This window comes from Georgenia sp. 311 (assembly GCF_006151955.1).
Taxonomy (GTDB): Bacteria; Actinomycetota; Actinomycetes; order Actinomycetales; family Actinomycetaceae; genus Oceanitalea; species Oceanitalea wutianyii.
The window spans coordinates 55,175-82,129 of the sequence record NZ_VDFS01000038.1; the positions used below are offsets into that span (position 1 = coordinate 55,175).

29 protein-coding genes and 1 pseudogene are annotated in these 26,955 nt (G+C 73.8%); 16 read left to right on the forward strand and 14 right to left on the reverse strand.

The genetic code is table 11. The annotated features are described in order from the left end of the window. Positions 1 to 194: 194 nt before the first annotated feature. The gene (locus FHE66_RS07125) at positions 195 to 2,519 is read left to right on the forward strand and encodes a transglycosylase domain-containing protein (RefSeq protein WP_218013643.1); all 2,325 of its coding nucleotides are present in this window, start codon (positions 195 to 197) and stop codon (positions 2,517 to 2,519) included. Positions 2,520 to 2,600: 81 nt separating this feature from the next. On the opposite strand, the gene FHE66_RS07130 is transcribed toward FHE66_RS07125, so the two are convergent. Then, positions 2,601 to 3,632 carry a low specificity L-threonine aldolase gene (locus FHE66_RS07130; RefSeq protein ID WP_139072273.1) on the reverse strand — a complete coding sequence of 344 codons (1,032 nt, stop codon included), beginning with the start codon at positions 3,630 to 3,632 and terminating at the stop codon, positions 2,601 to 2,603. Between the two features lie 182 nt (positions 3,633 to 3,814). Here FHE66_RS07130 and rpsF point away from each other — a divergent pair, with 182 nt between their 5' ends. From rpsF to rplI, 4 genes are read left to right on the forward strand one after another with little or no spacing between them, the layout of a single operon-like run. Continuing rightward, entirely contained in the window at positions 3,815 to 4,105 is a 291-nt protein-coding gene (rpsF, locus tag FHE66_RS07135) for a 30S ribosomal protein S6 (RefSeq protein ID WP_139072274.1), read from the forward strand. 37 nt (positions 4,106 to 4,142) lie between these two features. Further along, positions 4,143 to 4,676 (forward strand): single-stranded DNA-binding protein, encoded by a 534-nt coding sequence (locus FHE66_RS07140; protein ID WP_139072275.1) that lies wholly within the window; start codon positions 4,143 to 4,145, stop codon positions 4,674 to 4,676. A 52-nt stretch (positions 4,677 to 4,728) separates the two neighbouring features. After that, on the forward strand, positions 4,729 to 4,968 hold the full coding sequence (gene rpsR / locus FHE66_RS07145) for a 30S ribosomal protein S18 (RefSeq protein WP_139072276.1): 240 nt from the start codon (positions 4,729 to 4,731) through the stop codon (positions 4,966 to 4,968). A gap of 16 nt (positions 4,969 to 4,984) precedes the next feature. Then, complete coding sequence (gene rplI, locus FHE66_RS07150; protein ID WP_139072277.1) at positions 4,985 to 5,434, forward strand: 50S ribosomal protein L9; 450 nt, start codon at positions 4,985 to 4,987, stop codon at positions 5,432 to 5,434. Positions 5,435 to 5,559: 125 nt separating this feature from the next. Here the strand turns inward: rplI and FHE66_RS07155 are convergent, their stop codons facing one another. Continuing rightward, positions 5,560 to 6,900: an MATE family efflux transporter gene (locus FHE66_RS07155; protein ID WP_230976468.1), complete on the reverse strand. Its 1,341-nt coding sequence runs from the start codon at positions 6,898 to 6,900 to the stop codon at positions 5,560 to 5,562. A gap of 311 nt (positions 6,901 to 7,211) precedes the next feature. On the opposite strand from FHE66_RS07155, the gene dnaB reads away from it, so the two are divergent. Both dnaB and FHE66_RS07165 read left to right on the forward strand, forming a co-directional pair. Beyond that, complete coding sequence (dnaB, locus tag FHE66_RS07160) at positions 7,212 to 8,579, forward strand: replicative DNA helicase (protein ID WP_139072279.1); 1,368 nt, start codon at positions 7,212 to 7,214, stop codon at positions 8,577 to 8,579. 292 nt (positions 8,580 to 8,871) lie between these two features. After that, positions 8,872 to 9,267 carry a hypothetical protein gene (locus FHE66_RS07165; protein ID WP_139072280.1) on the forward strand — a complete coding sequence of 132 codons (396 nt, stop codon included), beginning with the start codon at positions 8,872 to 8,874 and terminating at the stop codon, positions 9,265 to 9,267. A 152-nt stretch (positions 9,268 to 9,419) separates the two neighbouring features. On the opposite strand, the gene FHE66_RS07170 is transcribed toward FHE66_RS07165, so the two are convergent. The 3 genes from FHE66_RS07170 to FHE66_RS07180 form a co-directional block, all read right to left on the reverse strand. Then, positions 9,420 to 10,106 carry a cation diffusion facilitator family transporter gene (locus FHE66_RS07170; protein ID WP_139072281.1) on the reverse strand — a complete coding sequence of 229 codons (687 nt, stop codon included), beginning with the start codon at positions 10,104 to 10,106 and terminating at the stop codon, positions 9,420 to 9,422. Continuing rightward, positions 10,103 to 10,459 carry a helix-turn-helix transcriptional regulator gene (locus tag FHE66_RS07175; protein ID WP_139072282.1) on the reverse strand — a complete coding sequence of 119 codons (357 nt, stop codon included), beginning with the start codon at positions 10,457 to 10,459 and terminating at the stop codon, positions 10,103 to 10,105. The genes FHE66_RS07170 and FHE66_RS07175 overlap by 4 nt, the downstream gene beginning before the upstream one ends. Before the next feature lie 93 nt (positions 10,460 to 10,552). Then, positions 10,553 to 10,906, reverse strand: a complete 354-nt coding sequence (locus FHE66_RS07180; protein ID WP_139072283.1) for a nuclear transport factor 2 family protein — start codon at positions 10,904 to 10,906, stop codon at positions 10,553 to 10,555. A 621-nt stretch (positions 10,907 to 11,527) separates the two neighbouring features. Here FHE66_RS07180 and FHE66_RS07185 point away from each other — a divergent pair. Continuing rightward, positions 11,528 to 11,842, forward strand: coding sequence for a hypothetical protein (locus FHE66_RS07185; protein WP_218013644.1), 315 nt, complete (start codon positions 11,528 to 11,530; stop codon positions 11,840 to 11,842). A gap of 121 nt (positions 11,843 to 11,963) precedes the next feature. Here the strand turns inward: FHE66_RS07185 and FHE66_RS07190 are convergent, their stop codons facing one another. Next, entirely contained in the window at positions 11,964 to 12,977 is a 1,014-nt protein-coding gene (locus tag FHE66_RS07190; RefSeq protein ID WP_218013645.1) for a hypothetical protein, read from the reverse strand. A gap of 71 nt (positions 12,978 to 13,048) precedes the next feature. Here FHE66_RS07190 and FHE66_RS07195 point away from each other — a divergent pair, with 71 nt between their 5' ends. Beyond that, on the forward strand, positions 13,049 to 13,660 hold the full coding sequence (locus FHE66_RS07195; RefSeq protein WP_218013646.1) for a TetR family transcriptional regulator: 612 nt from the start codon (positions 13,049 to 13,051) through the stop codon (positions 13,658 to 13,660). Between the two features lie 93 nt (positions 13,661 to 13,753). After that, positions 13,754 to 13,891 carry a hypothetical protein gene (locus FHE66_RS15455; protein WP_176554689.1) on the forward strand — a complete coding sequence of 46 codons (138 nt, stop codon included), beginning with the start codon at positions 13,754 to 13,756 and terminating at the stop codon, positions 13,889 to 13,891. Here FHE66_RS15455 and FHE66_RS07200 read toward each other — a convergent pair. From FHE66_RS07200 to FHE66_RS07215, 4 genes are all read right to left on the reverse strand, one after another. Next, positions 13,888 to 14,286 carry a type II toxin-antitoxin system VapC family toxin gene (locus FHE66_RS07200; protein ID WP_139072285.1) on the reverse strand — a complete coding sequence of 133 codons (399 nt, stop codon included), beginning with the start codon at positions 14,284 to 14,286 and terminating at the stop codon, positions 13,888 to 13,890. The genes FHE66_RS15455 and FHE66_RS07200 overlap by 4 nt on opposite strands. 21 nt (positions 14,287 to 14,307) lie before the next feature. Further along, positions 14,308 to 15,294, reverse strand: a complete 987-nt coding sequence (locus tag FHE66_RS07205) for an NAD(P)/FAD-dependent oxidoreductase (protein ID WP_139072286.1) — start codon at positions 15,292 to 15,294, stop codon at positions 14,308 to 14,310. Positions 15,295 to 15,340: 46 nt separating this feature from the next. After that, on the reverse strand, positions 15,341 to 15,565 hold the full coding sequence (locus FHE66_RS07210) for a LapA family protein (RefSeq protein ID WP_139072287.1): 225 nt from the start codon (positions 15,563 to 15,565) through the stop codon (positions 15,341 to 15,343). A gap of 80 nt (positions 15,566 to 15,645) precedes the next feature. Continuing rightward, on the reverse strand, positions 15,646 to 16,161 hold the full coding sequence (locus FHE66_RS07215) for an rRNA adenine N-6-methyltransferase family protein (protein WP_218013647.1): 516 nt from the start codon (positions 16,159 to 16,161) through the stop codon (positions 15,646 to 15,648). Positions 16,162 to 16,276: 115 nt separating this feature from the next. Here FHE66_RS07215 and FHE66_RS07220 point away from each other — a divergent pair, with 115 nt between their 5' ends. From FHE66_RS07220 to FHE66_RS07230, 3 genes are read left to right on the forward strand one after another with little or no spacing between them, the layout of a single operon-like run. Further along, the gene (locus FHE66_RS07220) at positions 16,277 to 17,416 is read left to right on the forward strand and encodes an MFS transporter (protein WP_255303642.1); all 1,140 of its coding nucleotides are present in this window, start codon (positions 16,277 to 16,279) and stop codon (positions 17,414 to 17,416) included. A 56-nt stretch (positions 17,417 to 17,472) separates the two neighbouring features. After that, on the forward strand, positions 17,473 to 18,369 hold the full coding sequence (locus tag FHE66_RS07225) for an LLM class flavin-dependent oxidoreductase (protein ID WP_139072289.1): 897 nt from the start codon (positions 17,473 to 17,475) through the stop codon (positions 18,367 to 18,369). Continuing rightward, positions 18,369 to 20,618, forward strand: coding sequence for an LLM class flavin-dependent oxidoreductase (locus tag FHE66_RS07230; RefSeq protein WP_139072290.1), 2,250 nt, complete (start codon positions 18,369 to 18,371; stop codon positions 20,616 to 20,618). The genes FHE66_RS07225 and FHE66_RS07230 overlap by 1 nt, the downstream gene beginning before the upstream one ends. Positions 20,619 to 20,672: 54 nt before the next feature. Here FHE66_RS07230 and FHE66_RS07235 read toward each other — a convergent pair whose 3' ends face one another. From FHE66_RS07235 to FHE66_RS07245, 3 genes are all read right to left on the reverse strand, one after another. After that, entirely contained in the window at positions 20,673 to 21,053 is a 381-nt protein-coding gene (locus FHE66_RS07235) for a DapH/DapD/GlmU-related protein (protein WP_139072291.1), read from the reverse strand. Between the two features lie 96 nt (positions 21,054 to 21,149). Then, positions 21,150 to 22,442: a D-arabinono-1,4-lactone oxidase gene (locus FHE66_RS07240; RefSeq protein ID WP_230976466.1), complete on the reverse strand. Its 1,293-nt coding sequence runs from the start codon at positions 22,440 to 22,442 to the stop codon at positions 21,150 to 21,152. Beyond that, on the reverse strand, positions 22,439 to 23,590 hold the full coding sequence (locus FHE66_RS07245; protein ID WP_176554690.1) for an alanine racemase: 1,152 nt from the start codon (positions 23,588 to 23,590) through the stop codon (positions 22,439 to 22,441). The genes FHE66_RS07240 and FHE66_RS07245 overlap by 4 nt, the downstream gene beginning before the upstream one ends. A 125-nt stretch (positions 23,591 to 23,715) precedes the next feature. Here FHE66_RS07245 and FHE66_RS07250 point away from each other — a divergent pair, with 125 nt between their 5' ends. From FHE66_RS07250 to FHE66_RS07260, 3 genes and pseudogenes are all read left to right on the forward strand, one after another. Beyond that, positions 23,716 to 24,618: a D-hexose-6-phosphate mutarotase gene (locus FHE66_RS07250; RefSeq protein WP_139072293.1), complete on the forward strand. Its 903-nt coding sequence runs from the start codon at positions 23,716 to 23,718 to the stop codon at positions 24,616 to 24,618. A gap of 38 nt (positions 24,619 to 24,656) precedes the next feature. Beyond that, positions 24,657 to 26,009: a deoxyribodipyrimidine photo-lyase gene (locus tag FHE66_RS07255; protein WP_139072294.1), complete on the forward strand. Its 1,353-nt coding sequence runs from the start codon at positions 24,657 to 24,659 to the stop codon at positions 26,007 to 26,009. A gap of 15 nt (positions 26,010 to 26,024) precedes the next feature. Continuing rightward, positions 26,025 to 26,231 (forward strand): annotated as a pseudogene (locus FHE66_RS07260) (GNAT family N-acetyltransferase); the annotation flags it as partial. Here FHE66_RS07260 and FHE66_RS07265 read toward each other — a convergent pair. After that, complete coding sequence (locus tag FHE66_RS07265) at positions 26,197 to 26,874, reverse strand: DedA family protein (protein WP_139072296.1); 678 nt, start codon at positions 26,872 to 26,874, stop codon at positions 26,197 to 26,199. The pseudogene FHE66_RS07260 and the gene FHE66_RS07265 sit on opposite strands and share 35 nt — an antisense overlap. Positions 26,875 to 26,955: the final 81 nt, after the last annotated feature.

A 26,955-nucleotide genomic window follows, 5' to 3' on the forward strand; every position in this document is an offset into this window, starting at 1 on the left:
GGCCGTGTGGTCTGCGGCCGGGGAGGCGGTGAGCCGCCTCACCTCGGCGGTGAACGGCTGCGAAGGGGGTGGTCGGATCGTGTGAAGGCCCGTCCCCGCGGGCGCCCGACCCCCTGGTGGGCCGCGGTCGGTACCCCATACTGGGTGGTCGTCGGGCAGCCTGTCCGCACATTTCGTAGCCGAGGAGGAGACGCGTGGCGGCCAAGAAGGAGTCCGGGCGCTCAGCGAGCGCCCAGGGCCGGACCCGGTCCACCGCCGGCCGGTCGGCCGGAACGACGACGACGCGCAAGCGGCGCTTCGACTACCCACGAGCCGGCAAGGGCCCCGTCCGGCGCTGGCTGCCCAGCTGGCGGGTCGTGCTCGGCACGGTCGTCACCGGCATCGCCGTCGTCGCCGGCATCCTCGTCGCCGCCTACGCCACCACCGACATCCCCGAGCCGGGCGACTTCGCCCAGGCGCAGGGCACTCACGTCTTCTACGCGGACGACGAGACGGAGATGGGCAGCTTCGCGGAGTACAACCGCGAGATCGTCGACCTCGACACGCTGCCCGACTACCTGGGCCAGGCCGTCGTCGCCTCCGAGGACCGCCGCTTCTACGAGAACGTCGGCGTGGACCCGATCGCGATCGGCCGTGCCCTGGTGAACAACCTCCAGGGCAACGCGACCCAGGGTGGCTCGACCCTCACCCAGCAGTACGTCGAGCGCTACTACCTCGGGACCACGACGAGCTACGTCGGCAAGTTCCGCGAGGCGATCCTCGCGCTGAAGATCGACCGCGAGCTCACCAAGGACGAGATCCTCGAGGACTACCTCAACACCATCTATTTCGGGCGCAACGCCTACGGCGTCCAGACCGCCGCGCAGGCATACTTCGGCAAGCCGGCCTCCGAGCTCACCCTCTCGGAGTCGGCGCTCCTCGCCGGCGTCATCCCGGCGCCGAGCGCGTGGGACCCGGCCATCAACCCCGAGCGGGCCGAGGAGCGCTGGGCGCGCACCCTGGAGTTCATGGTCCGGGACGGGTGGATCACCGAGGACGAGGCCGCCCAGCAGACCTTCCCGGAGACGATCGAGCACGTCCGCTCGGACACCTACGCGGGCCCCGAGGGCTACCTCCTCGACATGGTCCGCAAGGAGCTCGTCGAGAAGGCGGGGATGAGCGAGGAGCAGATCGACACCCTCGGTCTGCGGATCACGACGACGATCGACCACTCCGCGCAGGAGGCTGCGGTCGCGGTGGTCGACTCGCTGCCGGAGGACCGGCCGGAGAACAACCGCGTCGCGCTCGTGTCGATCGACCCGGACTCCGGGCAGATCGTCGCGCTGTACGGCGGGCCGGACTTCGTCACCCAGTCGCGCAACGCGGCCACCCAGGACGTCGCCCAGGCGGGCTCGACGTTCAAGCCGTTCACGCTCGTCGCCGCGCTGCGCGAGGGGGTGCCGCTGAGCACCCGCTTCCCGAGCTACACCCCGATGGAGATCCCCGGCTTCGACCGTCCGGTGAACAACTACGACTCCGTCAACCGCGGGGAGATCGACCTCGTCGAGGCGACCGAGCAGTCGGTCAACACCTCCTACGCGCTGCTCAACACGGAGATCGGACCGGAGAAGTCGGTGCAGGCGGCGATCGACGCCGGCCTGCCGGAGGACACGGCGGGCCTGGCGGCAGTCCCGTCGAACGTGCTCGGCCCGGCCTCGCCGCACCCCCTCGACATGGCCCGCGCCTACGCGACGTTCGCCGCCCAGGGTGTGCGACACAACCCCTACATCGTCGCCCAGGTGCAGGACGCGGACGGCAACGTCATCTACGCCGGCAGCTCCAACGGCACCGAGGTGTTCGAGCCGGACGTCATGGCCGAGGCGACCTACGCGATGACCCAGGTCGTCGAGGAGGGCACCGGCGTGCGCGCCCGCGGCCTCGAGCGTCCCGCGGCCGGCAAGACCGGCACGTCGAACGACGGCCGCTCGGCCTGGTTCGCCGGCTACACCCCCCAGCTCGCGACCGTCGTCGCGATGTACCAGGTGGGTGAGGACGGCACCGAGGAGAGCCTCACCCCGTTCGGTGAGTACTCCTCGATCACCGGCTCGACCTACCCGACGACGATGTGGCGCGACTTCATGATCGCGGCGCTCGCCGACGAGCCGGTCGAGGAGTTCCCGGAGCGGCCCGCGCCGGAGACCCCGACGTTCGTCCCGGAGCCGACCCAGGAGCCGACGACGGAGGAGCCGACGCCGGAGCCGACGCCCGAGCCGACGACGACGCCCGAGCCGCCGCCCGAGCCGCCGGCCCCGGAGCCCGAGCCGGAGCCGACGACGCCGGAGCCCGCGCCCGAGCCGACGCCCGAGCCGACCGTCCCGGCCCCGACGCCCGAGCCGCCGCCACCCGCTGACGGTGGTGGGTCCGGCGGGACCGGCGGTGGGTCCGGCGGTGGGTCCGGCGGCGGGTCCGGCGGATCCGCCGGGCAGGACCCCGGCAGCTCCGCCGGGGGCGACGGCACCGCGACCGGCGCCGGCACCTGACGCCACCTGGACGCACCTGGGCCCGCCCCTCCTCGGCCTCACGGCCGGGAGGGGCGGGCCTTCGCCATGTCGCCGGCCCCGTCAGCCGAGGACGCGGCGCAGGCCGGTGACGAGCGCGGCGACGTCCTCCTCGGTCGTGTCGAAGGAGCACACCGCCCGCAGCAGGCCGGTGCGACGGTCCCACGGGAGGACCGGCACCTGGGCGAGGACATCGTCCAGGCGCTCGGGCGGGACGGGCAGGAAGACGGCGTTGGCCTGGACCGGGTGGACCGGCTCGATGCCGAGGTCCTCGCGCAGCCGCTGCGCCAGGTGGTCCGCGGCGTCGTTGGCCTGGGCCGCCATCGTGCGCCACAGGTCGTCGGTGAGCAGCGCGAGGAGCTGGGCCGAGACGAACCGCATCTTCGAGGCGAGCTGGGTGCTCGCCTTGCGCAGCCGGGCGACCGGCTCGACGAGGGCCGGGTCGGTGACGACGACGGCGTCCCCGAACAGCGCGCCGTTCTTCGTCGCGCCGAAGGACAGGACGTCGACGCCGACGTCGGTGGTCAGCTCGCGCAGCGACGTGCCGAGACGGGCGGCGGCGTTGGCCAGCCGCGCGCCGTCGACATGGACGGCCAGGCCGTGCGCGTGGGCGAGGCCGGTGAGCCGGGCGAGCTCCGCCGGGGTGTAGACGGTGCCGAGCTCGGTGCTCTGGGTGAGGGTGAGCGCGGCGGGGCGGGCGTGGTGGACGCTGCCGTCCTGCGCCGCGAGCAGGGCGGTGAGGTCCTCCGGGTCGATCCGGCCGCCGGGCGCCGGCAGGGTGCGCAGGGCGAAGCCGCCCACGAGCTGGGGCGCGGTCGACTCGTCGGTGGCGACGTGGGCGAGCTCTGCGGCGACGACGGCGTCCCACCGCTGGAGCAGCGCGGTGAGGGCCACGACGTTCGCGCCGGTGCCGTTGAGGACGGGGAAGATCGCGGCGTCGGGGCCGAAGACCTCCCGGGTGCGCTCGGCGAGCTCGGCGGTGAGGGCGTCGGCGCCGTAGGAGGGGGCGTGGCCCTCGTTCGCGGCGACGAGTGCCGCGAGCACGGCGGGGTGGGCGCCGGAGGCGTTGTCGGAGGTGAAGCCGCGCGTCGTCATGGGCTCATTGTGCGCGGCAAGGGTGATGTGGATGACGCACCGGGGCCGGGTCGGAGTGCGCTAGACTGGTGCGCTGGCCGTGGTCGGTGCGTACCTGCGTACCCGCCGCGGCCGACGAACGCATCACCCTCCTGTCACGGACCGTCCGTGACCGCCAAGTCCAAAGGAGGTGGGTACCAAGCATGCGTCAGTACGAACTGATGATCATCCTCGACCCGGAGGTCGACGAGCGCACGGTCGCCCCGTCGCTCGACAAGCTGCTCGCGGTCGTCAAGACCGGTGGCGGCCAGATCGACAAGGTCGACATCTGGGGCAAGCGTCGCCTCGCCTACGACATCAACAAGCGTTCCGAGGGCATCTACGCCGTCGTCGACATGACGGCGACGCCGGAGCTCGCTCAGGAGCTCGACCGCCAGCTCGGACTCAACGAGTCCGTCCTGCGCACCAAGCTCATCCGTCCGGACGCTCACTGAGCCTCCCGGCCCCACCTGCACCCCAGAGGAGACCGACATGGCAGGCGAGACCGTCATCACCGTCGTGGGCAACCTGACGGCTGACCCCGAGCTGCGCTTCACCCCCTCGGGTGCGGCCGTCGCGAGCTTCACCGTGGCCTCGACGCCGCGGACGTTCGACCGGCAGTCCAACGAGTGGAAGGACGGCGAGACGCTGTTCATGCGCTGCTCGGTGTGGCGGGAGGCGGCGGAGAACGTCGCCGAGTCCCTCGCCAAGGGCAACCGTGTCATCGTCCAGGGTCGACTCGTCCAGCGGTCCTTCGAGACCCGTGAGGGCGAGAAGCGCACCGTGGTGGAGATGCAGGTCGACGAGGTCGGCCCCTCGCTCCGCTATGCCACGGCCAAGGTCACCCGCACCCAGCGTGGGGGCGGTGGCGGCGGCGGCTTCGGCGGCGGCGGTGGCGGTGGCCAGCAGGGCGGCGGTTACGGCGGCCAGCAGGGCGGCGGCTTCGGCCAGCCCGCCGGCGGGCAGTCGGACGACCCGTGGGCCACGGGTGGGTCGAGCTCGTTCGGTGACGAGCCCCCCTTCTGATCAGACGTACAGCACGGCTCGCGCCGTGCACGAAGACCCCTAGGAGCACATCATGGCGAAGCCCGTACTTCGCAAGCCCATCAAGAAGAAGGCCAACCCGCTGAAGTCGGCGAAGGTCGAGGGCATCGACTACAAGGACACCGCGCTGCTGCGCAAGTTCATCTCCGACCGCGGCAAGATCCGCGCGCGTCGGGTGACGGGTGTGTCCGTCCAGGAGCAGCGCGCCATCGCCAAGGCGGTCAAGAACGCCCGCGAGATGGCTCTGCTGCCCTACGCGAGCTCCGCTCGCTGACCGGAGGAGACTGACAATGGCCAAGCTCATTCTCACCCACGAGGTCTCCGGCCTCGGTGAAGCCGGTGACATCGTCGAGGTCAAGGACGGCTACGCCCGTAACTTCCTCATGCCCCGTGGTCTGGCGACCCCGTGGACCAAGGGCGGGCAGAAGCAGATCGACCAGATCCGCAAGGCCCGCAAGGCCCGCGAGATCGCCTCGGTCGAGGAGGCACGCTCCGCGCGTGACTCGCTGCAGTCCAAGCCCGTCGTCGTCGCCGTGCGCGCCGGCGCGGGTGGTCGCCTGTTCGGCTCGGTGACCACCGGCGAGATCGCCGACGCCGTCAAGGCGGCCGGTGGCCCGTCCGTCGACAAGCGCAAGATCGAGGTCGGCAACCCGATCAAGTCGCTCGGCGAGCACCGCGTGCAGGTCCGTCTGCACCCCGAGGTGCAGGCGAACGTGACCGTCCAGGTCGTCGAGGCCTGACCCGCTCCACAGGACGCCGGGACCGCTGAGGCGGTCCCGGCGTTCGGCGTCTCCGGGGCGGCTCGCGACGCGCCTTCGGTGTGGACTTCTGGACCTGTGAGGTCCACGAGTCCACACCCAAGGCGTCAGGCCCCGAGCACCATCCAGCGCTCGCCGCGGGCGCGCAGCCCGGTGGTGACCGCGCGGGTGGCCATGAAGCCGCCGGCGAAGGCCGCCCACAGCCACGCGAGGCCGGCCCCGCCCGACGGCGCCCACATCCACACCGCCGCGAGCAGTGGCACGTAGACGACGAGCGTGACGACGCCAGCCCAGGCGAGGAACCTGCCGTCCCCGGCGCCGATGAGGACGCCGTCGAGGACGAACACCCACCCGGCCATCGGCATCGTCAGGCCCGTGACGACGAGCGCGACGGCGGCCGCGGTGCGGACGTCGGGGTCGGTGGTGAACAGGGTGGTGAGCCACCAGCCGCCGGCGGCGACGAGCACCCCGATGACGGCGCCGAAGCCCACCCCCCACTGCAGGGTCCGTCGGAGGACGGCGCGCACGCGGGGCCGGTCGCCCGCGCCCAGGCCCTGGCCGATCATCGCCTGGGCGGCGATGGCGAGGGCGTCCATGGCGAAGGCGGCGAGCCCCCACAGCGCGTTGACGACCTGGTGGGCGGCCAGCGCGGTGGCCCCGAGGGAGGTGGCGGTGACGACGGTGAGGAGGATGGCGATGCGCAGCGTGACGGTGCGGACGAAGAGCGGGACGCCGGAGCGGGCACTGGCCCAGATTCCGGCGGGTCGGGCGCGCAGGGACACCGCGAGGCCGCGCGCCCCGCGCAGGACGACGACGCCGAGCGTGAGACCCATGAGGGTCTGGGTGATCGCGGTGCCGAGGCCCGAGCCCGCCACCCCGAGCCCGAGGCCGTAGATGAGGACGGCGTTGAGCGCGACGTTGAGCGCGGCGCCGAGGGTGGCGACGACGAGCGGGGTGCGGGTGTCGAGCAGGCCGCGCAACGTGCCGGTGGCGGCCATGACGAGGAACATGCCGGGCAGGCCGGCGGAGGAGTAACGCAGGTAGTCCACGGCGTGCGGGACGACGGCGCCCTCGGCGCCCAGGGCGGTGACGACCCACGGGGCGCCGAGGACGAGCGCCACCGCGGCGACCAGCCCCAGTCCCAGGGCGAGCCACATGCCGTCGATGCCCGCGCTCACCGCCCCGGCCCGGTCCCCGGCGCCGATGCGCCGGGCGGTGGCCGCGGTGGTGGCGTAGGCGAGGAAGACGAAGACGCCGACGACGGAGACGAGGAGCGTGGAGGACAGGGACAGCCCGGCGAGCTCGGCGGTGCCCAGGCGCCCGACCATGACCGAGTCGATGAGGACGAAGAGCGGTTCGGCGACGAGCGCGCCGAGTGCGGGGACCGCGAGGGCGAGGATCTGCCGGTCGAGAACGCGTCCGCCGTCCCGTCCGGGAACGTTGTCCACCAATGTGCCGACCAGTTTCCTTCCACACTGTGTGTACGAGCGGTTCCGCGGAATTCCGCGGGTCCGGGTGAGTTGCACCGGTGTTATCCACACGATTGTCCACCGCCTGTGCACGGCCGGACCCACCGTATCCACCATCTGTCCCCAGGTCTGTCCACACCCGTGGATGGATTCGCGTCGGCGCGGCCCGTACGGTGGCTCGGCAGGTGACCCGCGCGGGCGTCCGAGCGATGCCCCGGGGCCACCTGTGGGTCGATACGGGCCGGTGATGTCGGAGGTCCGAGGTAGACCATGAGCAGGAGGGATGGCGGATGACGGATCTTGACGACAGGGTGATGGAGTCCAGGTCGGCGGGCAGGGAGCTGTACGACCGCACCCCGCCGCAGGACCTCGCCGCGGAGCAGAGCGTGCTCGGCGGGATGCTGCTGTCCAAGGACGCCATCGCCGACGTCGTCGAGGAGGTGCGCGGGCAGGACTTCTACCGCCCGGCGCACGAGCTCGTCTACGACGCGATCATCGACCTCTACGGGCGCGGTGAGCCGGCCGACGCCGTCACCGTCGCCGCGGAGCTGAGCAAGCGGGGCGAGCTCGGCCGGGTGGGCGGCGCGGCCTACCTGCACACGCTCATCTCCTCGGTGCCCACGGCCGCGAACGCGGGCTACTACGCCCGACTCGTGCGCGACCAGGCCGTGCTGCGGCGGCTGGTCGAGGCCGGCACCCGCATCGCCCAGCTCGGGTACGCGACCGACGGCGGGGAGGTCGACGACCTCGTCAACGCCGCCCAGGCCGAGGTGTACGCCGTCACCGAGCGGCGCACGAGCGAGGACTACGTCCCGCTGCGGGACACGATCAACCTCACGATGGAGGAGATCGAGAACAACGCGAACCGCGGGGAGGGCATGGTCGGCGTGCCGACCGGGTTCGCCGACCTCGACGCGCTGACCAACGGCCTGCACGGCGGGCAGATGATCATCGTCGCCGCGCGTCCCGCCATCGGTAAGTCGACGCTCTCGCTCGATATCTGCCGCTCCGCGTCGATCAAGCACGGCCTCACGTCGGTGGTCTTCTCCCTGGAGATGGGCCGCACCGAGCTGACGATGCGTCTGCTGTCCGCCGAGGCCGGCGTGCCGCTGCAGAACATGCGCAAGGGCACGATGCGCGACGAGGACTGGACGAAGGTCGCCGCGGCGATGAGCCGGGTCTCCGAGGCGCCGCTGTTCATCGACGACAGCCCGAACATGTCGCTCATGGAGATCCGTGCGAAGGGCCGCCGGCTCAAGCAGCGCCACGACCTGCGCCTCATCGTCGTCGACTACCTCCAGCTCATGTCCTCGGGCAAGCGGGTGGAGTCCCGCCAGCAGGAGGTCTCGGAGTTCTCCCGTGCGCTCAAGCTCCTGGCCAAGGAGCTCGAGGTGCCCGTCATCGCCGTCGCCCAGCTCAACCGTGGCCCCGAGCAGCGCACCGACAAGAAGCCGATGATGAGCGACCTGCGTGAGTCTGGCTCCCTCGAGCAGGACGCGGACATGGTCATGCTGCTGCACCGCGAGGACGCCTACGACAAGGACTCCCGCCCGGGAGAGGCCGACATCATCGTGGCCAAGCACCGTAACGGCCCGACCGACACGATCACCGTCGCCTTCCAGGGCCACTACTCGCGCTTCACGGACATGGCGCATTAGCCGTTTGCCGAGAGTTCGTCAAAACTGCACTCTCGGACCTAAAACTGCACAAACTGCACAACCGGCCACTCCGACGTGGCTATTCCTGCACAACGCCGCCCTCCGGGATGCCGACTGTGGGTCGGTCAGTGAGCGGTTACGGGGTGCTGGTTGCACGGTGCTGTGCGTTCTCGTGCTGGGCGGCCGGGGCGAGATGCTGTGGACGATCCGCTGCCAGGAGACTGCGAGCGGTTCCTCTTACAAGTCGCCCGAAGTGCGTCGGGACCGTCGCACAATCAGATGTCACCTGTCCGTGCAGCATTCCCAACTCCTCACTGCCACGAGCGACCCAGCCCTCAACTACCTCGAGCGGCTCAGCCGCTGGCTGCCCTTGCTGCTCGGCCTCCTGGGTGCCATCGCCACAGCCATCGTGACCCGGCTGCGGTCGAGCGAGCTGGCCGTCTACCGCATGTCGGGCACCTCTCCCACGTCACTCATGACGCTGCTCACCCTGGAAACGCTCCTCATCGCCGGCATCGCTGCACTGTCCGCCGCGACAGCGTCCCTCGCGCTCCCCGCCCACTACATCGACCCGGCCGTCCCCGTCCTCTGGGGCATCGGTCTGGCCGGGACGTGGGCAGTGGTCACACTCGCCATGAGCCTGGACCTTGCCGTCCGCCACCCCAGCGACCTGGCAAAGGACCGCTAGACGGCCGCAGGAACCCGGACGTCGACGACTCATGACGGATCGCTCCCGGCCGAGAGGGTCTCCGCGCGCGCGTTGCAACATGCCGGACGGACCCGGCTGGAGCGCTGAGGATTGGTGCGCGACACAGGGGTCGTCAACGACAGAAAAGTCGTTCAGGTGGAAAGGCGTCCAGGAATGTCGCCCGGGTTCGGTTCGTCGTCCTCGTCCATCTCTTCCAGAACCTCGAAGGGTGATTCGACCTCCCCGCGCCAGGCTTCGAGGCCCTCGCGGATCGCGAGGTAAGCCACCACGAGGGCTGCGACCGAGTCTGCCCAGTCCCAGCCGACGAGGGTGTTGAGGAGCAGGCCGATGAGCACGGTGCCGGACAGGTAGACGCACAGGACGAGCTGTCTGGCATCTGCCATCACGCTCTTGGACCGCAGCTCGCGGCCGGTCCGGTGCTCGATCCAGGCCAACGCGGGCATGACGATCAGGCTCAGGGTGGCGATGCCGATTCCCAGCGGGCTGGAGTCGACCTCCCGGGCTCCGGTCAGAGAGAGGACCGAGTCGACGACGACGTAGGCGGCCAGGGCGAAGAAGGCGATGCCGACGGCGCGGACCGTGCCGGTCTCCCACCGCTCAGGGTCCTTACGCGTGAACTGCCAGGCGATCGCGAGAGCCGACAGGACCTCGATGACCGAGTCCAGCCCGAAGCCGATGAGCGCGGTGGAGGAGGCCAGGGCGCCGGCCCAGATCGCCACGACCGCCTCGAGGACGTTGTAGGTGATGGTGACGCCGACGATGATCCTCACGCGCCGGTGCAGGGTCGCGCGGCGGTGTGCCGGGATCACGGCCGTCATGACTCGCTCCCGCCGCAGCAGCCAGGAACGAGGCAGGCGCTGTCGAGGCACGGCGCGTCCACGTCGACGGCCAAAGTGACGTCGACCAGCGCGGTGAGGGCGCGAGCCAGGTGCGGGTCGGCGATCTCGTACCGCGTCTGCCTGCCCTCCGGCTCGGCGAGGACGATGCCGCAGTCGCGCAGGCAGGTGAGGTGGTTGGACACGTTCGAACGGGTCAGCCCGAGGTCACGGGCGAGCACGGCTGGGTAGCTCGGCCCGTCGAGCAGCGTCATGAGGATCCGTGACCGGGTCGGGTCGGCCATCGCGCGGCCCAACCGGTTCATCACGTCGAGACGGTCCGTACTGGTCAGCATGCGCTGACTATACAGCCGTCACTGGATGGATGAGGCCTCACGGTTGTGGGGAGTCCGGACAGGTCCGGTCGTGTCGCCCGCGCCGTGCGCCGCTCAGCCCAGCGGGACGACGTAGGAGTCCACGCGCGCGATGAGCCCGGCACGGAAGGTGAACACGTCGGCGAACGCGAAGCGGAACGGCCCGTCGGCCACCGTCGCGCCGCCACCTTCGCCGGTGGCGACGAGGACGTCCCCGTCCTCGTAGAGGTGCTGGACGTCGAGGGTCGGGCTGCCGGTGAACGCCGGGTTCTCGATCTCGGCGTCGAACTCGGCCTTTCCCCGCGTCGTCCGGTGTCCATGGATGACCCACTCGACGTCGTCGGTGAGGGTGGCGAGGATCCGTTCGTGGTCACTGGCCCGGAAGCCGTCGATGTAGGTGGTGACGATGTCACGCAGGCTCTGGCTCATGCGATGTCCTTGTTCCTGGTCAGCGGGCCGGTCTCGCGAGCGGAGAGGCTGGTCGACGTGCTCTCGGGCTGCCGTCAGGTGTGTGCTCGCGGAGCCGAACGACCCGAGTCGGCGCAGGTTGTCCGAGAGGTTGGGGTGCGCGGGTGGCGCGAAGCGCAGGCTGTCGTCCTGCCAGGTGACCTCTGCGGGCACGGCGAACGGCCGACCGGCGTCGCCGGGGAGACACGGCTCTCCTGCGCGCGAAGGTCCTGATCCTCATGAGGTCGCGGGGCGCCATCTCCTCAGTCTTGAGCCTCCAGCAGTGTCACCGTCAAGGAGATTTCGGCGCGGGTCGCCGTGCCAGGGTGCGGTCGGGCCGCCCTGCGTCGGCTCAGGGCCACGGTCGTGTGACCCTGCGATGTCGCCGTCCCGGCATACGCGATTCGTGGGACGGGCAGAGGGGTCCTCGCTAGATTCCGAAACAGTCGAGGAGAGGGCCGTGCGATGACGATGAGGTCGACAACGACCGTGCTCGCCGCAGCCGTCGTGCTCAGCGCCGTCGCGTGCAGCGCCGACGCAGGCGGCTCCGACGCGGGCGGCATGAGTGGTGGGGATGCGGGGTGCGCCCCTCCGGTCCTGTCCGTGGAGCCAGTGACGGCTGCCGCCGGAGACTCGGTGACGGTCACCGGGGAAGGGCTGTTCGACGGCTGCGCGGATGTCAGCGGGGTCGGCCCGGACGGGACCGTGGTGGCCGTCGAGACCCAGGAACCGCACGAGGGCGTGGCCATCGTGTTCAGCCTCCCCGGCCGCGAGCCGGTGACGCTGGCGACGGTCGACGCGTCGGAGTCGGGCTCGTTCACCGTCGAGGTGACCGTCCCGGACGTCGACGGCGGGGGCACCGGACTCGTCGAGGCGACGGGGACGTTCGCCGAGGCCGAGCTCACCGTGACGCCGTGACGTCCAGACCCACCCACGGACGGTGCCGGGCGCTGCTCCTCGGGGCGTGGCTGACCGGCGACTCGCCGTTCGACGAGTCACCGGCGGAGCGCCAGGCGGTGGCCTCCCGTGAGGCCGACCCTCAGGCAGCGGCCCGGGCCTTGCGCCGCACCCCGACGGTGTGGACGACGAGCCCGAGGACGAACCATGTGACGAGCGTGAGCGCCGCGGTGAGCCCTCCGGCGCCGTCGAAGTAGGCGGCCGAGCGCACGAGGGTGCCGGCGGCCCCCGGGGGGAGGAGCTGGCCGAAGGTGCCGAGGACGGGCGGAAGCCAGGCGGAGGTCGTCGCGATCCCGGCGAGGGGGTTGCCGAGGAACATCATGACCATCGCGCTCAGCGTGAAGCCCTTGCTCCCCAGGGCCTCCTGCAGGCCCGCGAGCGGCATCGCCAGGGATGCGATGCCGAGCGCCATCGCCCCGGTGACCGGCCAGAAGCTCGTGTCGATGCTGCCGAAGACGAACCGCAGCACGGTGGCGACGACGAGCCCGCCGACGACGGAGAAGGTGAGGATCCCGGCGAGCTTCCAGCCGTTGTTGCGCGGGAAGATCGTGCGGAACGCGACCGCGGGGACGATGCCGCCGAAGACGAGCGGGAACGCCAGGCCGCCGATGCCGATCCCGGTCGGGTCGGTGTCCGGCAGCGGGACGACGTCGGTCACGGTCGTCCCGGTCGAGCTCGCCGCGGCGAGCATCTCCGCCGTCGCCGAGATCGTGGAGGAGATCGCCGTCGAGCCGGCGCTCGCGACCACGGCCTCGACGCCCGCGCCGTCGACGACGAAGCCACCGGCGACCTCCCGCCCGCGCACCGCCTCGGTGAGCGCGTCGGCCGAGTCGAACCGCTCGAGGTCGAAGGAGCCGGGCGCGGAGGCGGTGAGCGTCTCCTCGATCGAGGTGGCCGTCGCGTCGGTGGCGACGACGCCCAGCGGCAGGTCGGTGGGCCCGCTCTTGAGGGCGGGCATGATGAAGACGGCGAGCAGGAGCACGAGGACGATGCCGAGCCCGGCGGTGAGGCCGAGCATCTTCGCCCAGGGCGGCGGAGTGCGGCGCGCGGGCGCCTGATCGGGGGAGATGTCTGTCTGGGCGAGCAGGTCGGTCACGAGCGGACGGCGCCAATCATCTAAGTGGAGGTGCTTCCTCCGATTATGTGGATGATACGCCTCCGGTTAGCGTGGGAGTCAAGCCCTTCACCAGCCGTCCCAGGGAGGTCCGTGTGCGCGCCGACGCCGCCCGCCGACGTGCCGCGATCCTGCGCGAGGCGCGGCATCTCTTCGCAACCTCGGGCGGCGACGTCCCCCTCGAGACCGTCGCCGCGGCCGCAGGTGTGGGCATCGCCACCCTCTACCGGAACTTCGAGTCCCGTGCCGCGCTCGCCGACGAGGTCGTCCTCGCGACCTTCGCCGACATGGCCGCGGCGGCGACGGACGCCCTCGAGGACGCTGCCCGTGACCCCGACGCCGCATGGACCCGCTTCGTCGGCCGCCTCGTCGACCTCGAGCTCGGCGCCGTCACCGCGGCGCTCGCCGAGCACGCCGACGGTGAGCTCACCCCCGACGTCCGCGACGCGCAGGACCGCACCCTGGCGGCTGTCGGCGAGGTGCTCGCCGGCGCCCGGTCCGCCGGCGTCGTCCGCGCCGAGCTCACCCCCCTCGAGCTCGTCATCGCCGTCGGCATGATCACCCGGCCGCAGCCCGCGGTGGTGCACCAGGAGGTCCCCGACCTCGTGCCGCACCTCGTGGCCGTCCTCCTCGCCGGCTTGCGCGCCGGAGGCGCCGTCGGGTGACGCCCGATCGGGACGAATCGCTCATGTCCGACCCCCCACGGCCGATGGTCCGGATGAGACGGCCTTCGGGGAGGACGTCCGGAGAGGTGACAGATGAGTGCGACCGTGGAGTCGGTCCTGACGGTGCTGCGACCGGTCTCGTGGCGCGATGAGCTCGGCGCCGAGCACGAGATGATCCAGGTGCGCCTGCGCTGCCTGCTCGCCGACGACGAGCCCGAGGAGTACCTCTAGGGCTCGAGGAGCTCCTCCACCGTCGCGACGCGCACGAGCCGGGCGGCAGCCTGGGCGAGCGCGGCGTCGAGCGTGACGAAGGCGTCCGCCTGGAGCCGGGTGAGGGCGACGTACTCCGCCGTCAGGGTGTCCGGCCAGGACAGCTGCTCGGCCACCTGCCACGCGTTGCGCTGCAGCACGCGATCACCCAGGAGCCGGATCCGCAGCGCGTGGATGTGGTCGAGGTACCGGTCGGCATCCGCGCGGGTGAGCGTGCCGTCGTGGACGAGCCGGTAGAGCGAGGAGAGCAGCTCCGAGCGGATGAGCGTCGGAGCGAGCAGGTGGACGCGGATGCCGGGCCGCGCGCCGCGCCGGGCAAGGTCGACCGCGATGTCGGCCCCCACCACGTAGCGCATGCCACGCCCCTTCCCCCACCGCTATTCCATCGCAGGGCGCCGTGGCCCGCCAGCCGGCGCGAACCGGGCGGCGGCCCGCTCCCGAGCGTCGGCGAGCACGAGCTCGCCGTTGATCCCGATGGCCGTCCGCGAGCCGAGCTCGGCCGCCCCGAGCACCTGGGCGGAGAGGTCGGCGAGGTTGCCCGCCGCCCACACGCCCGGGACGGTCGTGCGGCCCTGGTCGTCGGTCTCGAGGCGCGAGCCCATGTCCCCGGCCACGGTCCGCGGGCCGAGCGCGGCGAGCGGCCCGAGGTTGAGGCGGAAGCGGGGGGCGACGAAGACGGCCTCGCACGCGACCTGCCGTCCGTCCTCCAGACGCACGCCCCGGACCTCGTCGTCCGCGACGACGAGCGAGCCCACCGGTCCGGCGACGACGCTGACCCCCGCCCCGGCGAGCAGCGCACGCCCGTCGTCGTCGAGCTCCTCCTCGGCGATCCCGTGGAGGAGGAGGACGACGTCGCCGGACCACTGCCCGAGGAGCAGGGCCTGGTGGACGGCGCCCTCGGCGTCGTCGGCGAGGACGGCGAGGGTCCGGTCGCGCACCTCGTGGCCGTGGCAGTAGGGGCAGTGGAGGACGTCGCGGCCCCAGCGCTCGGACAGGCCGGGGACGTCCGGCAGCTCGTCGCGCACCCCGGTCGCGGCGACGAGGCGCCGGGCACGCAGCACCCGACCACCCGCGAGCGTCACGCGGAAGTCGTCCGGGCCACCGGCGACGGCGACGACCTCGTCCTCGACCAGCTCGGTCCCGTAGCCGGCCACGTCCCGGCGGGCAGCGGCGAGGAACTCGGCGGGGGTGGCGCCGTCGCGGGTGAGGAAGCCGTGCAGGCTCGGGGAGCAGGCGTTGCGCGGGTGGCCGCCGTCCACGACGGTGACCGTGCGGCGCGCCCGGCCCAGCACCAGGGCGGCCGAGAGTCCGGCCGGGCCCCCTCCGATGACGACGACGTCGCGGGTGTCGGGCTGCTCGTCCATCGCCCCACTGTGCGGCCTGCGTCGGGTCCCGGCAATCGCTCGCGGGTCAGCGCCTGCGTCGTCGACGCACGAGAGCGCCCACCGCCCACCCGACGAGGAAGAGGATGAGCAGGACGAGCCACATCGGCGCGCCCACCCTCATCCACAGGAGCTGGATCGTCACCCGCCCCTGGTTCTGCAGCACGAACACGATCGCGAGGACCGCCAGTGCCAGCCCCACCCACGTCGAGGGCGCGACGGTGCCGCGGCGCCCGGGCTCCTCGTTCGTCATCACGCCCTCCCGTCCTCGCGCCCACTGTGCCGGGGTCCGGGCCACCGCGCGACCGCTGAGCCGGTGTGCCCGGGCCGCCGTCAGCGGCGCCGGATCCGCAGGACGGCCGCGTCGACGCTCGGCGCCGGGCGGAACGCCGCGCGCGGCACGGATCGCCCGAGCTCGACGACGTAGCGGCGGCCCGCCGTCCGGCCCGCGAGGTTCGCGGCGGTGTCCCGACGCAGCACGAGGTCGGCCCCGACGAGCAGCCGGGCACCGAGCAGCCGCGCGACCACCGTCCGCGCGAGGTGGAAGGGCGGGTTGGCGACGACCCGGAAGGGCCGCGGCGGCAGGTGCAGGTCGCGGATGTCCCCCTCGACGACGACGGCCCGCTCACCGAAGCGGCGGCGCAGCGCCTGCGCCCGCGCCGGGTGCTTCTCGATCGCGATGACCCGGGCGCCGGCGTCCACCAGTGGACCGGTCAATGCCCCGGCGCCCGCGCCGAGGTCCACGACGGTGTCCCCGGCCCGCACGCCGGCCTCGGCGACGAGGGTGCGCGCCCAGTCAGGGCTGAGCCGGTAGTAGCTCCACCGGGAGCGCCGCTGCGCCCCGGACACGACGCACCATGACCATGACCATGCCGAGGAGGGTAGGACGCGGCCGCCGGCGGTGGCGAGCGGATATCGCGGGCTAGCCTGCACGGATGGTCCAGCCCGCCCCCTGCCGCGCCGCATGAGCGGCTCGGTGCTGCGCGTGCCCGGTATGGCACTGCTGCTGGCCATGACCGGCCTGGGGTTCTCCGGGTACGCCGCCCTGCTGCCGGTCGCCCCGCTGTGGGCCGTCCACGGCGGGGCGGGTTCGGTCGGGTCCGGGCTGGTCAACGGCGTCCTCATGCTCCTCACCGTGCTCACCCAGCTCGTCGTTCCCGGCGCGCTGCGTCGCCTGGGCTGGGGTCCCGTCCTCGTCACCGGGATGCTGCTGCTCGGGCTGCCGTCGGCGCTGCTCGGGCTGAGCGACGCGCTCGGCCCGGTGCTCGCCGTCTCCGCCCTGCGCGGCCTCGGGTTCGGCATCGTCACGGTGACCGGCAGCGCCCTCGTGGCCGAGCTCGTCGACCCGGCCCGGCGAGGACAGGCGATCGGCGCCTACGGCCTGGCGATCGCGGGGCCGCAGGTCCTCTTCCTCTCGGCGGGACCGTGGATCGTCGACAGGCTCGGCTTCGGCGTCGTCTTCGCTCTCGGGGTGCTGCCCGCGCTCGGGACGTTCCCCGCGCTCGCCCTCGCCCGGATGCTCGACCACGTGCCCGCGCCGCCCGAGCGCGCTCCCTACGGCCGCCTGCTGCGACCGATGGTGCTGCTGCTCGCCGTCACCCTCGCCGGCGGGGCGCTCATCACCTTCATGGCCCAGATGAGCAGCAGCGCGCTGCTCAGCACGCTCGCCCTGCTCCTCCTCACCGTGAGCGCCGCGCTCGCCCGCTGGCGCGTCGGGGCGCTCGCCGACCGGTCCGGCCCCGACACCTACATCTGGCCGCTCGTCGTCCTCACCGCCGTCGGCATGGCGCTCGTCGCGTGGGCGGTGCGCGACCCGGCGGCGACGGACGCCGTCGCCCTCCTCCTCGGCGCGACGGTCGTCGGCGTCAGCTACGGCGGGCTGCAGAACCTCACGCTCGTCGTCGCCTTCGAGTCGGTGCGCCGTCCGCACTACGGATCGGCAAGCGCCGTGTGGAACATCGGGTTCGACGCCGGCACGGGTCTCGGCTCGGTGCTCGTCGGGGCGCTCGCAACCGGGGCGTCCTTCTCCGGCGCCGTCCTCGCCGGCGGCCTGCTCTCCCTGCTCACCCTGCCCCTCGCCCTGCGCGCCCGCCGCCGTCCCTGACGTGGGGCGTGGGTCACAAGGTGGAATAGGGGGAGCGGCGCGCTGTTGACCGCCTTATGACGGACTACGGTCACGACCTCCTCTTCGGCTCCTTCATCACGCCCACCGCCGCCGCACCGGAGCGTGTCGTGGCCCTGACCCAGGCCTCGGAGGCCGCCGGGCTCGACCTCGCCACCTTCCAGGACCACCCCTACCAGTCCTCCTTCCTCGACACGTGGACGCTGCTGTCCTACGTCGCCGCCCGCACGACGACGATCCGGCTCGCGCCGAACGTCGCCAACGTCCCGCTGCGCCCGCCGGCGGTGCTCGCCCGCGCCGCCGCGAGCCTCGACCTGCTCAGCGGCGGGCGGGTCGAGCTCGGGCTCGGCGCCGGCGGCTTCTGGGACGCCATCGAGGCGATGGGCGGCACCCGCCTCACGGCCGGGGAGTCCGTCGTCGCCCTCGAGGAGGCGATCGAGGTCATCCGCGGGATCTGGGACACGAGCACCCGCGACCGGCTCGTCGCCGGGGGAGCCCACCACCACCTCGACGGCGCGAAGCGCGGCCCCGCGCCGGCGCACGACATCGGCCTGTGGGTGGGCGCCTACAAGCCGCGGATGCTGCGCCTCACCGGGCGCCGCGCCGACGGGTGGCTGCCCTCCCTCGCCTACCTCAGCGGCCCGGAGGACCTCACCGCCGGCAACGCCGTCATCGACGAGGCGGCCACCGCCGCCGGACGCGACCCGCGCGCCGTGCGCCGCCTGCTCAACATCGGCGGCCGGCTCACCGCCCAGCGCAGCGACCGGCTCCTCGTCGGGCCGCCCCAGCAGTGGGCCGAGCAGCTCGCCGCGATCACCCTGGAGCACGGGGTGAGCGCCTACATCCTCGCCGGGGACGACCCCACCGCCTTCGCCCTGCTCGGCCAGGAGATCGCCCCGGCCGTGCGTGAGCTCGTCGCGGCGGAGCGTGCCTGATGGACTACGGACACCCGCTCCAGCTCGGCGTCTTCCTCACCCCCACCGCCGAGGCGCCCCACGCCGCCGTCGACCTCGCCGTGCGCGCCGAGGAGCTCGGCCTCGACCTCGTGACGATCCAGGACCACCCCTACCAGCCGCGCTTCCACGAGACGTGGACGCTGCTCTCCTGGATCGCCGGACGTACCGAGCGCATCGGCCTCGCGCCGAGCGTGCTCAACGTCCCGATGCGCCCGCCGGCCGTCGTCGCCCGCGCCGCCGCCAGCCTCGACCTGCTCAGCGGCGGGCGGCTCACCCTCGGCCTGGGCGCCGGCGTCTTCTGGGACGCGATGGAGGCCATGGGGGTGCCCCGGCTGACGCCCGGGCAGTCCGTCGCGGCACTGGAGGAGGCGATCGAGGTCGTCCGCGGCACGTGGGACGCCGCCACGCCCACCCCGCTCAGCTACCGCGGCGAGCACCACCGGCTCACCGGGGCGCAGCGCGGCCCGGCACCCGCGCACACCGTGCCGGTGTGGGTCGGCGCCGCCCGACGGCGGATGCTCGACCTCGTCGGGCGCCTCGCCGACGGCTGGGTCGTCCCCGGCGGGAACGCGGGCGTGCCCGGCCTGCGCGACGGGAACGCGATGATCGACGTCGCCGCGGCCTCCGCGGGCCGCGACCCGCGCGAGGTCCGCCGCGTCCTCAACGTCACCGGCCGCTTCGCCCCCGACGCCGCCGGCTTCCTCGACGGCCCGCCGGAGCGCTGGGTCGCCGACCTCCTCCCGCTCGTCCTCGACGACGGCGTGGGCACCGTCGTCCTCGCGAGCGACGACCCCGCCACCCTCGAGCGCTTCGCCCGCGACGTCGCCCCCGCGCTGCGCGAGGCCGTCGCCGACGCGCGCGCCCGGCGCGGCACCCCGCCCGCCCCCACCCGCGGCGCCGCGGCGCTGGCCGCCCGCCGCCCGCGCATCGCCTACGACGACCTGCCCGCGGCGCTCGCGGACACCGCGGTCGAGCCCGGGGACGCGCAGTACGCCGCAGTGCGCTCCACCTACCTGCGGGGCGGGTCGCCCGGCCTCGTCCTGCGCCCCGGCACACCCGAGGAGGTCGCCGAGGCGCTCGCCTTCGCGCGCGCCCAGGACGTGCCGCTGTCCCTGCGCAGCGCGGGCCACGGCATCAGCGGCCGCTCGACCAACGACGGCGGCATCGTCCTGGACGTCTCCCGGCTCAACACCATCGAGGTGCTCGACGACGCGACCCGGCTCGTGCGGGTCGGCCCGGGTGCCCGCTGGGGCGAGGTGGCCGCCGCGCTGGCCCCGCGCGGCTGGGCGATCAGCTCGGGGGACTACGGCGGCGTCGGGGTCGGCGGGCTGGCGACCACCGGTGGCATCGGCTTCCTCGGGCGGGCCCACGGCCTGACCATCGACCACGTGCGGGCCGTGGAGCTCGTCCTGGCCGACGGCACCCACGTGCGTACGAGCGCCGAGGAGCACCCCGACCTCTTCTGGGCGGTCCGCGGTGCCGGCTTCAACTTCGGCGTCGCCACCGCCTTCGAGATGCAGGCCGCCGAGGTCGGGGACGTGGGCGTGGCCCAGCTCGTCTACGACGCGAGCGACACCGCCGACCTCCTCACCCGCTGGGGCGCGGCCGTCGAGGCGGCCCCGCGCGAGCTCACCAGCTTCCTCATGATGGGCGCGCCGCGGGGCGGGCAGCTCCTCGCGCAGACGACCACCGTCGTCGACTCCGCGGACCCCGCGACGATCATCGCGATGCTCCAGCCGTTCGCGCAGGTCGGGCCGCTCGTCAGCCAGTCGGTCCAGGTCGTGCCCTACTCCGCCCTCGTCGCCACGCCGGACACCCACCCGACGAGCGAGGGGGAGCCGGTGAGCCGCACCGGGCTCGCCGAGCACCTCACCCCGCAGCTCGCGGCGGACGCCGAGCGGCTCGTGCGCTCGGGGAGCACCTTCTTCTTCCAGATCCGCTCGATGGGTGGGGCGGGCTCCGACGTCCCCCCGGAGGCCACCGCGTTCGCGCACCGCTCGGCGAACTTCTCCCTCACCGCCTTCGGCGGGGGCCGGCAGCGGCTGGACGGCGCGTGGGACGCGATGGCCCACCACTTCTCCGGCAGCTACCCGAGCTTCTCCAGCGACCCGCGGCCCGAGCGGCTGACCGAGGCCTACCCGCCGGCCACCCTCGCCCGGCTGCGCGAGCTCAAGCGTCGCTACGACCCGGCCAACGTCTTCCGGGACAACACGAACATCGCTCCGTGACGCACGTGAGGGGTCCGGGTCCGCGCAGGACCCGAACCCCTCAGGGGCGCAGACTCACGCGGCGGTGAGGTCCGCGGTGACGATGGTGTCGGGGTCGACGACCGCGAAGTCCGCGACGCGGACCCCGGAGGCCACCTTCGCCCCGTCCCGTACCCGGGCGCCGCGCCCGATGACGGCGTTGGCGCCGATGTGCGTGTTCTTGCCGATCCTCGCCGTGGCCGCGACGACCGCGCCACGGTCGATCCACGCGCCGTCGTCGAGGTGTGCCTCGGCGCCCACCCGGGCACCCGGGTCGACGTAGGCGCCGGGGGCGATCCAGGCGGTCGGGTGCGCCCGCGCCGTGCGCTCGACGAACCCGCCACCGTTCGCGTGGCGTGCGTAGCGCAGCGTCGTCCCGTCGTCCCCCTCGAACTCCACGTACTTGCGTCGCCTCACGGCTCTCCTCCCTGGTCTCGTCGTGCTCCGTGTGACATAACGTCAGGGAGGGGGGTTGCATGTTCCGCGTCAGGACCGCGAAAGGTGTGAGGTTCGTTACTCTCCGAGCAGGCGGCGCAGGTGGCGGTTGGTGAGGACCCGCTGCGGGTCGAGCTCCTCCCGCAGGGCGAGGACCTCCGGGAGGCGCGGGTAGCGCGCGGTGAGCGCGGTGGCGTCCAGGCCGTGGAGCTTTCCCCAGTGCGGACGCCCGCCGTGCTCCGCCGCGATCGCCTCGACCGCGTGGAAGTAGTCCGCCGCGGGGGAGCGGTGGAACTGGTGGACGGCGACGTAGGCGGTGGGACGCCGGTACGCGGTGGACAGCCACACGTCGTCGGCGGCCGCGAAGCGCACCTCCACCGGGAACTGCACGGCCGCCTCCGGGTGGGCCGCCACCCACGCCCGCAGCGCGCCGAGCACGGGCACGAGCGACTCCCGCGGCACGGCGTACTCCGACTCCACGAACCGCACCCGCCGGGTGGTGGCGAAGACCCGCGAGGAGACGTCGTCGTACTCGCGCCGCGACAGCGCCCGGGCGGCGAGCCGGTTGAGCGCCGGGACCGCCCGCGGCCGGCGGCGCCCGACCTCGTTGACCGCCCGGTAGACGCCGTTGCTCAGCACCTCGTCCTCCAGCACCCGCCGCCAGCGCGGCAGCGGCCGCTCCGGGGGACCCGGGCGCCGGGTGTTCGTCTTGGTGAGGCAGCGGTCGGTGTAGGGGAACCAGTAGAACTCGACGTGGTCGTGGCGCTCGACGCGTTCGTCCAGCGACTCGAGGACGGCGTCGTAGCGCTCGGTGTCCTCCACCGCGTGCAGCGTGAACGCCGGCACGCACCGCAGCGTCACCTCGGTGACCACCCCGAGTGCGCCGAGCCCGACCACGACGCCCTCGACCGGCGGCCCCGCGCCCTCGCCCAGGCGCAGCAGCCGCCCGTCCCCGGTGACGAGCTCGAGCGCGGCCACCTGAGTCGCCAGACCGCCGAACCGGGCGCCCGTGCCGTGCGTCCCGGTCGCGACGGCGCCCGCCACAGTCTGCGCGTCGATGTCCCCGAGGTTCTCCAGCGCCAGCCCGTGCCGCGCGAGCAGCGCGCTGAGCTCGCGCAGTCGCGTCCCGGCCCGCACCCGCACCCGGCCGCCCGGTTCCACGGCGACGATCCCGGTGAGGTGGTCCAGGCGCAGCTGGACGTCGCGCGCCTCGGCCAGCGGGGTGAAGGAGTGTCCCGAGCCGACCGCCGTCACCTGGCGCCCCGCCCGGCCCGCGCGCCGCACGACCTCGACGACCTCCTCGACGTCCCGGGGGCAGGCGACCTCCGCGGGCGTCACCGCCACCGTCCCGGACCAGTTCTCCCACGTCACCCGAAGCACCCGCCCTCACCGCGGTAGGTCGGGACCGAGGCGAGGACGGTGCCGTCCTCGACGACGTGGACGGTGCTCACCCGCTCGAGCTGCTCCCCGGACTTCGCCGGGCGGAACCACACGAGGTCACCCACCCGCAGCGCGTCGGCGCCCGCGCCGGCCACCGGCGTCTGGACCTCCCCGGCGCCCTCCGCCCGGGTGAGCCGCAGACCCGGCGGGTGCACCGGCGTCGGCAGCCGGTCGCGGCCCGGCGGCCCGGAGGCGGTGAACCCGGTGGAGAACACCGTCGCGACCCGGCGCCCGGGCCGGCGCACCACCGGGGAGACGAGGAACAGCGCGGGCCGCGGGCGGAAGGCGCGGTAGCCGTCGAACAGCGTGGGGCCGAGCAGCCCGGAGCCGGCCGTCACCTCGGTGACCTCCCCGGAGCGCCCGTAGAGGTGGAGGCTGCCGGTCCCGCCGACGTTGACGAGCGGGACGTCGGCCACCTCGCGCACGGCCGCGACGAGCTCGGGGCGGCGGCGGCCCAGCTCGCGTGTGGAGAGCGTCTTGACGGCGCGGACCGCCGCGGAGGAGTCGGCCAGCCCGGCCACCTGCGCGTCGTAGCACATGACCCCGTGCAGCCTCAGGCCCGGGGTGGCGAGCACCCGGCGGGCGGCAGCGGCGGCCTGGGCGGGGGTGTGCACCGGCGAGCGGCGCACACCCAGGTGCAGCGGACCGAGCCGCAGCGAGGCGTCGAGGTCGAGGCACACCCGCACCGGGCGACGCGGCCCCGCGCCCGCCGCGGTGAGCAGCCGCAGGTGGTCGGGGTGGTCGACCATGACCGTGACGCGCTCGCGGACGAGCGGGTCCGCGGCGATCCGCGCGAGCGCGGCGGTGTCGGTGGTCGGGTAGGCGAGCAGGACGTCCGCGTGGCCGTGCCGCGCGAGCCACACCGACTCCGCCGCCGAGTACGTCATGACCCGCTCGGCGCCGAGCGTGTCGAGCACCCACCGGCAGCGCACCGACTTCGTCGCCACCCGCACCGGCAGCCCGCCGGCACGCGCGGCGAGGTCGGCGGCGTTCGCGCGCAGCGCCGCGAGGTCGAGGACGGCGGCGGGCGCGGTGACGGCGGTGTCCGCCAGTGCCTGGACCAGCCCTGGGCGCAGCATGCCCGGAGGCTATCGGCCCGGGTCCGGCCGGAGGGCGGCTTCGACAGGCGCGGTGCGGGGTCTGACCGGGGCAACTGGTGACAACCGCTGCGACCCCGGCCCGACGGCGGGTAGCGTCCCGTGCCATGACCAGCACCGCGGCCGACCTGCCCGAGTCCGTCACGCTCGCCGAGGGGGAGGGTGGGCTGCCCGTCGTGCGGGTCGCCACCGCGCTCGCCACGGGAGAGCTCTACCTCCAGGGCGCCCACGTCACCGCGTGGACCCCCGCCGGCGCCGACCCGGTGATCTGGATGAGCGGGGCGTCCCACTTCGCGCCCGGCGAGCCGATCCGCGGCGGCATCCCGATCTGCTTCCCGTGGTTCGGGCCCGGCCGCGAGCCCGGCCTCGCCCCGCCCGCCCACGGCTTCGCGCGCCTGGCCCCCTGGCGGCTCGAGGCCGCCGAGGAGCGCGACGGCGCGGTCACCCTCACCCTGCGCCTCACCGACGCCGACGCCGCCGGCGTCCCCGCCGCGGCCTCCTGGCCGCACCCGTTCACCGCGACCTGCACGGTGACCTTCGGCCGCGAGCTCACCGTCGCGCTCACCGTCCGCAACACCGGGCCCGAGGAGATCTCCTACGAGGAGGCGCTGCACACCTACCTCGCCGTCTCCGACGTCCGCACGACGACGGTCGACGGCCTCGACGGCGCGACCTACCTCGACAAGGCGCCCGGCGCCGGCCCTGACCTCCTCACCCAGGAGGGCGAGGTGACGTTCACCGGGGAGACCGACCGGGTCTACGCGAGCACCGCGACCGCCGTCGTCGTCGACGAGGGCGCCGGCCGCCGGATCGGGGTGGACAAGGACGGCTCGGCCAACACCGTCGTGTGGAACCCCTGGGTGGACAAGGCCGCCGCGATGCCCGACTACGGCGACGACGAGTGGCCCTCGATGGTGTGCGTCGAGACCGCCAACGCGCTCGGCGACGCCGTCGTCCTGGCCCTCGGCGAGGAGCACACGACGACGGCGCGCATCACCGTCACCCGGTAGCCCGGGCGCGCGGGGCGCGGCGACCGGAGGATGGTGCCGTGACCGCCGTCCTGTGGCTGCGCCGCGACCTGCGCCTCCACGACCTGCCGGCGCTGCTCGCCGCCCATGAGGGCGGGCAGGTGCTGCCGGTGTTCGTCGTCGACCCCGCGCTGCTCGCCACCGCCGGCCCGGTGCGCCGCGCGCACCTCGTCGCGGCCCTGGAGGACCTCCGGGAGTCGACCGACCGCGCGCTCGTCGTGCGTACCGGCCGCCCGGAGGAGGAGGTCCCCCGGCTGGTCCGGGAGTCCGGCGCGGGCAGCGTCCACGTGAGCCGCGAGACCACCCCCTACGGGCGCCGCCGCGACGCCCGCGTCGCCGCGGCCCTGGGCGACGTGCCGCTCGTCGCCACCGGCACCCCCTACGCCGTCGGGCCGGGCGTCGTGCGCAAGGCCGACGGCGACCCCTACCGCGTCTTCACCCCCTTCTCCCGGGCCTGGCGCGACCACGGCAGCCCGCCGCCCGCCCCGCCGCCCGCCCGGCTCCGGTGGCGCCGGGGCGTGGCGACCGAGGAGCTGCCCGGCGCCGACGGCCCGCCCACCCACGCCGTCGGCGAGGCCGCGGCCCGGGAGCGGTGGGCGGAGTTCCTCGACACCGACCTCGCCCGCTACGACACCGCCCGTGACCGCCCCGACCTCGACGCGACGTCGCAGATGTCGGTCCACCTCAAGTACGGCACGATCCACCCGCGGACCATGCTCGCCGACGTCGCCGCCCACCCGGCCGGGCGCACCGAGGCCGCCCGGCGCTATGTCACCGAGCTGTGCTGGCGGGAGTTCTACGCCGACGTCCTGTGGCACCACCCCGCCTCCGCGTGGAGCGACCTGAACGATGGCCTGCGCTCGATGGCCTACGAGGACCCGGCGGGTACGCCCGCCGCCCACGTCCGCGCGTGGGAGGAGGGGCGCACCGGCTACCCCTTCGTCGACGCCGCCATGCGCCAGCTGCGCGAGACCGGGTGGATGCACAACCGGGCACGGATGGTCGTGGCGAGCTTCCTCGTCAAGGACCTCCACGTGTGGTGGCCCCACGGCGCCCGCCACTTCCTCGCCCACCTCGCCGACGGCGACCTCGCCTCCAACAACCACGGCTGGCAGTGGGTGGCCGGCACCGGTACCGACGCCGCCCCCTACTTCCGGGTCTTCAACCCGGTGAGCCAGGGGGAGCGGTTCGACCCGGCGGGCGACTACGTGCGCCGCCACGTCCCCGAGCTCGCCCACGTCCCGGGCGCGGCCGTGCACCAGCCGTGGCGGGTGCCCGACGGGCTCGCCCACGGGTACCCCGAGCGCATCGTCGACCACGCCGCGGAGCGGGCCGAGGCGCTGCGCCGCTACGAGTCCGCCCGCGCGGCCTGACCGCGCCGGGGCGTCGGCAGCCTGCTCGTCGCGACCGCAGAGGGGCGGGTGCGTGCGCGCGGAGGGCGGGCGGTGATGATGCACGTCGCCGAGGACAACGAGGCCGCCCGGCGGCTCTACGTGCGCCTCGGCTACCGGGAGACGGGCCGCCGGCCGCGCCCGGACGGGACGGCCGAGCCGGTGCTCCTCAGGGACCTGGGCACGGCGCCGGTACCCGGGTGAGCTCGCGCTCCGGGACCGCGAGGTCGAGCGCGCGCACGAGCGCCCGCTGACGCGCCCGTCGCCACAGGACGAGGAGACCGCCGAGGACGATGAGACCCGCGAGCACGACCCACCCGAGCCGGCCGAGGGAGTCGGCCAGGTGCGGCAGGGCCAGGCCGCCGAAGGTGCCGACGGCGAGCCAGCCCGCCGCCCACACGAGCGTGCCGGTGACCGACCCGGCGAGGAAGCGCCGGTAGCGGATCCGGGCGGCACCCGCGGCGGCCGGCATGAGCGTGCGCACGAGGGGCAGCAGGCGGCTGACGACGAGCGCGCTCGCGCCGCGGCGGCGGAGCATCGTCCCCGCCCGGTCCCAGTGCTCGGTGCCGAGCCGCCGCACGAGACGGGTGCCGCGCAGGCGGCTGCCCCAGCGGCGCCCGACGGCGTAGCCGACGTGGTCGGCGGCCGAGGCCGCGGCCGTGAGGACGGCGAGGGCGAGGAGCGCCTGCACCGGGGTGGTGGCGGCGGCCCCGAGGAGGACCGCGCCGAGCTCGCCGGGCACGAGGACCCCCAGGCCGAGGGCGGACTCGAGGAAGGCGAGCAGGGCGGCGACGACGAGGAGCGCGGGGCTGAACGCCTCGGGCAGCGCGGTGATGAGGTCCGGCATGGTCCCAGCGAATCGTGAGCAGGCAGGCAGCGGTATCCGGCAGGACCCTGGTCGCACCCTGGTGCGGGGTCAGGGTCAGGT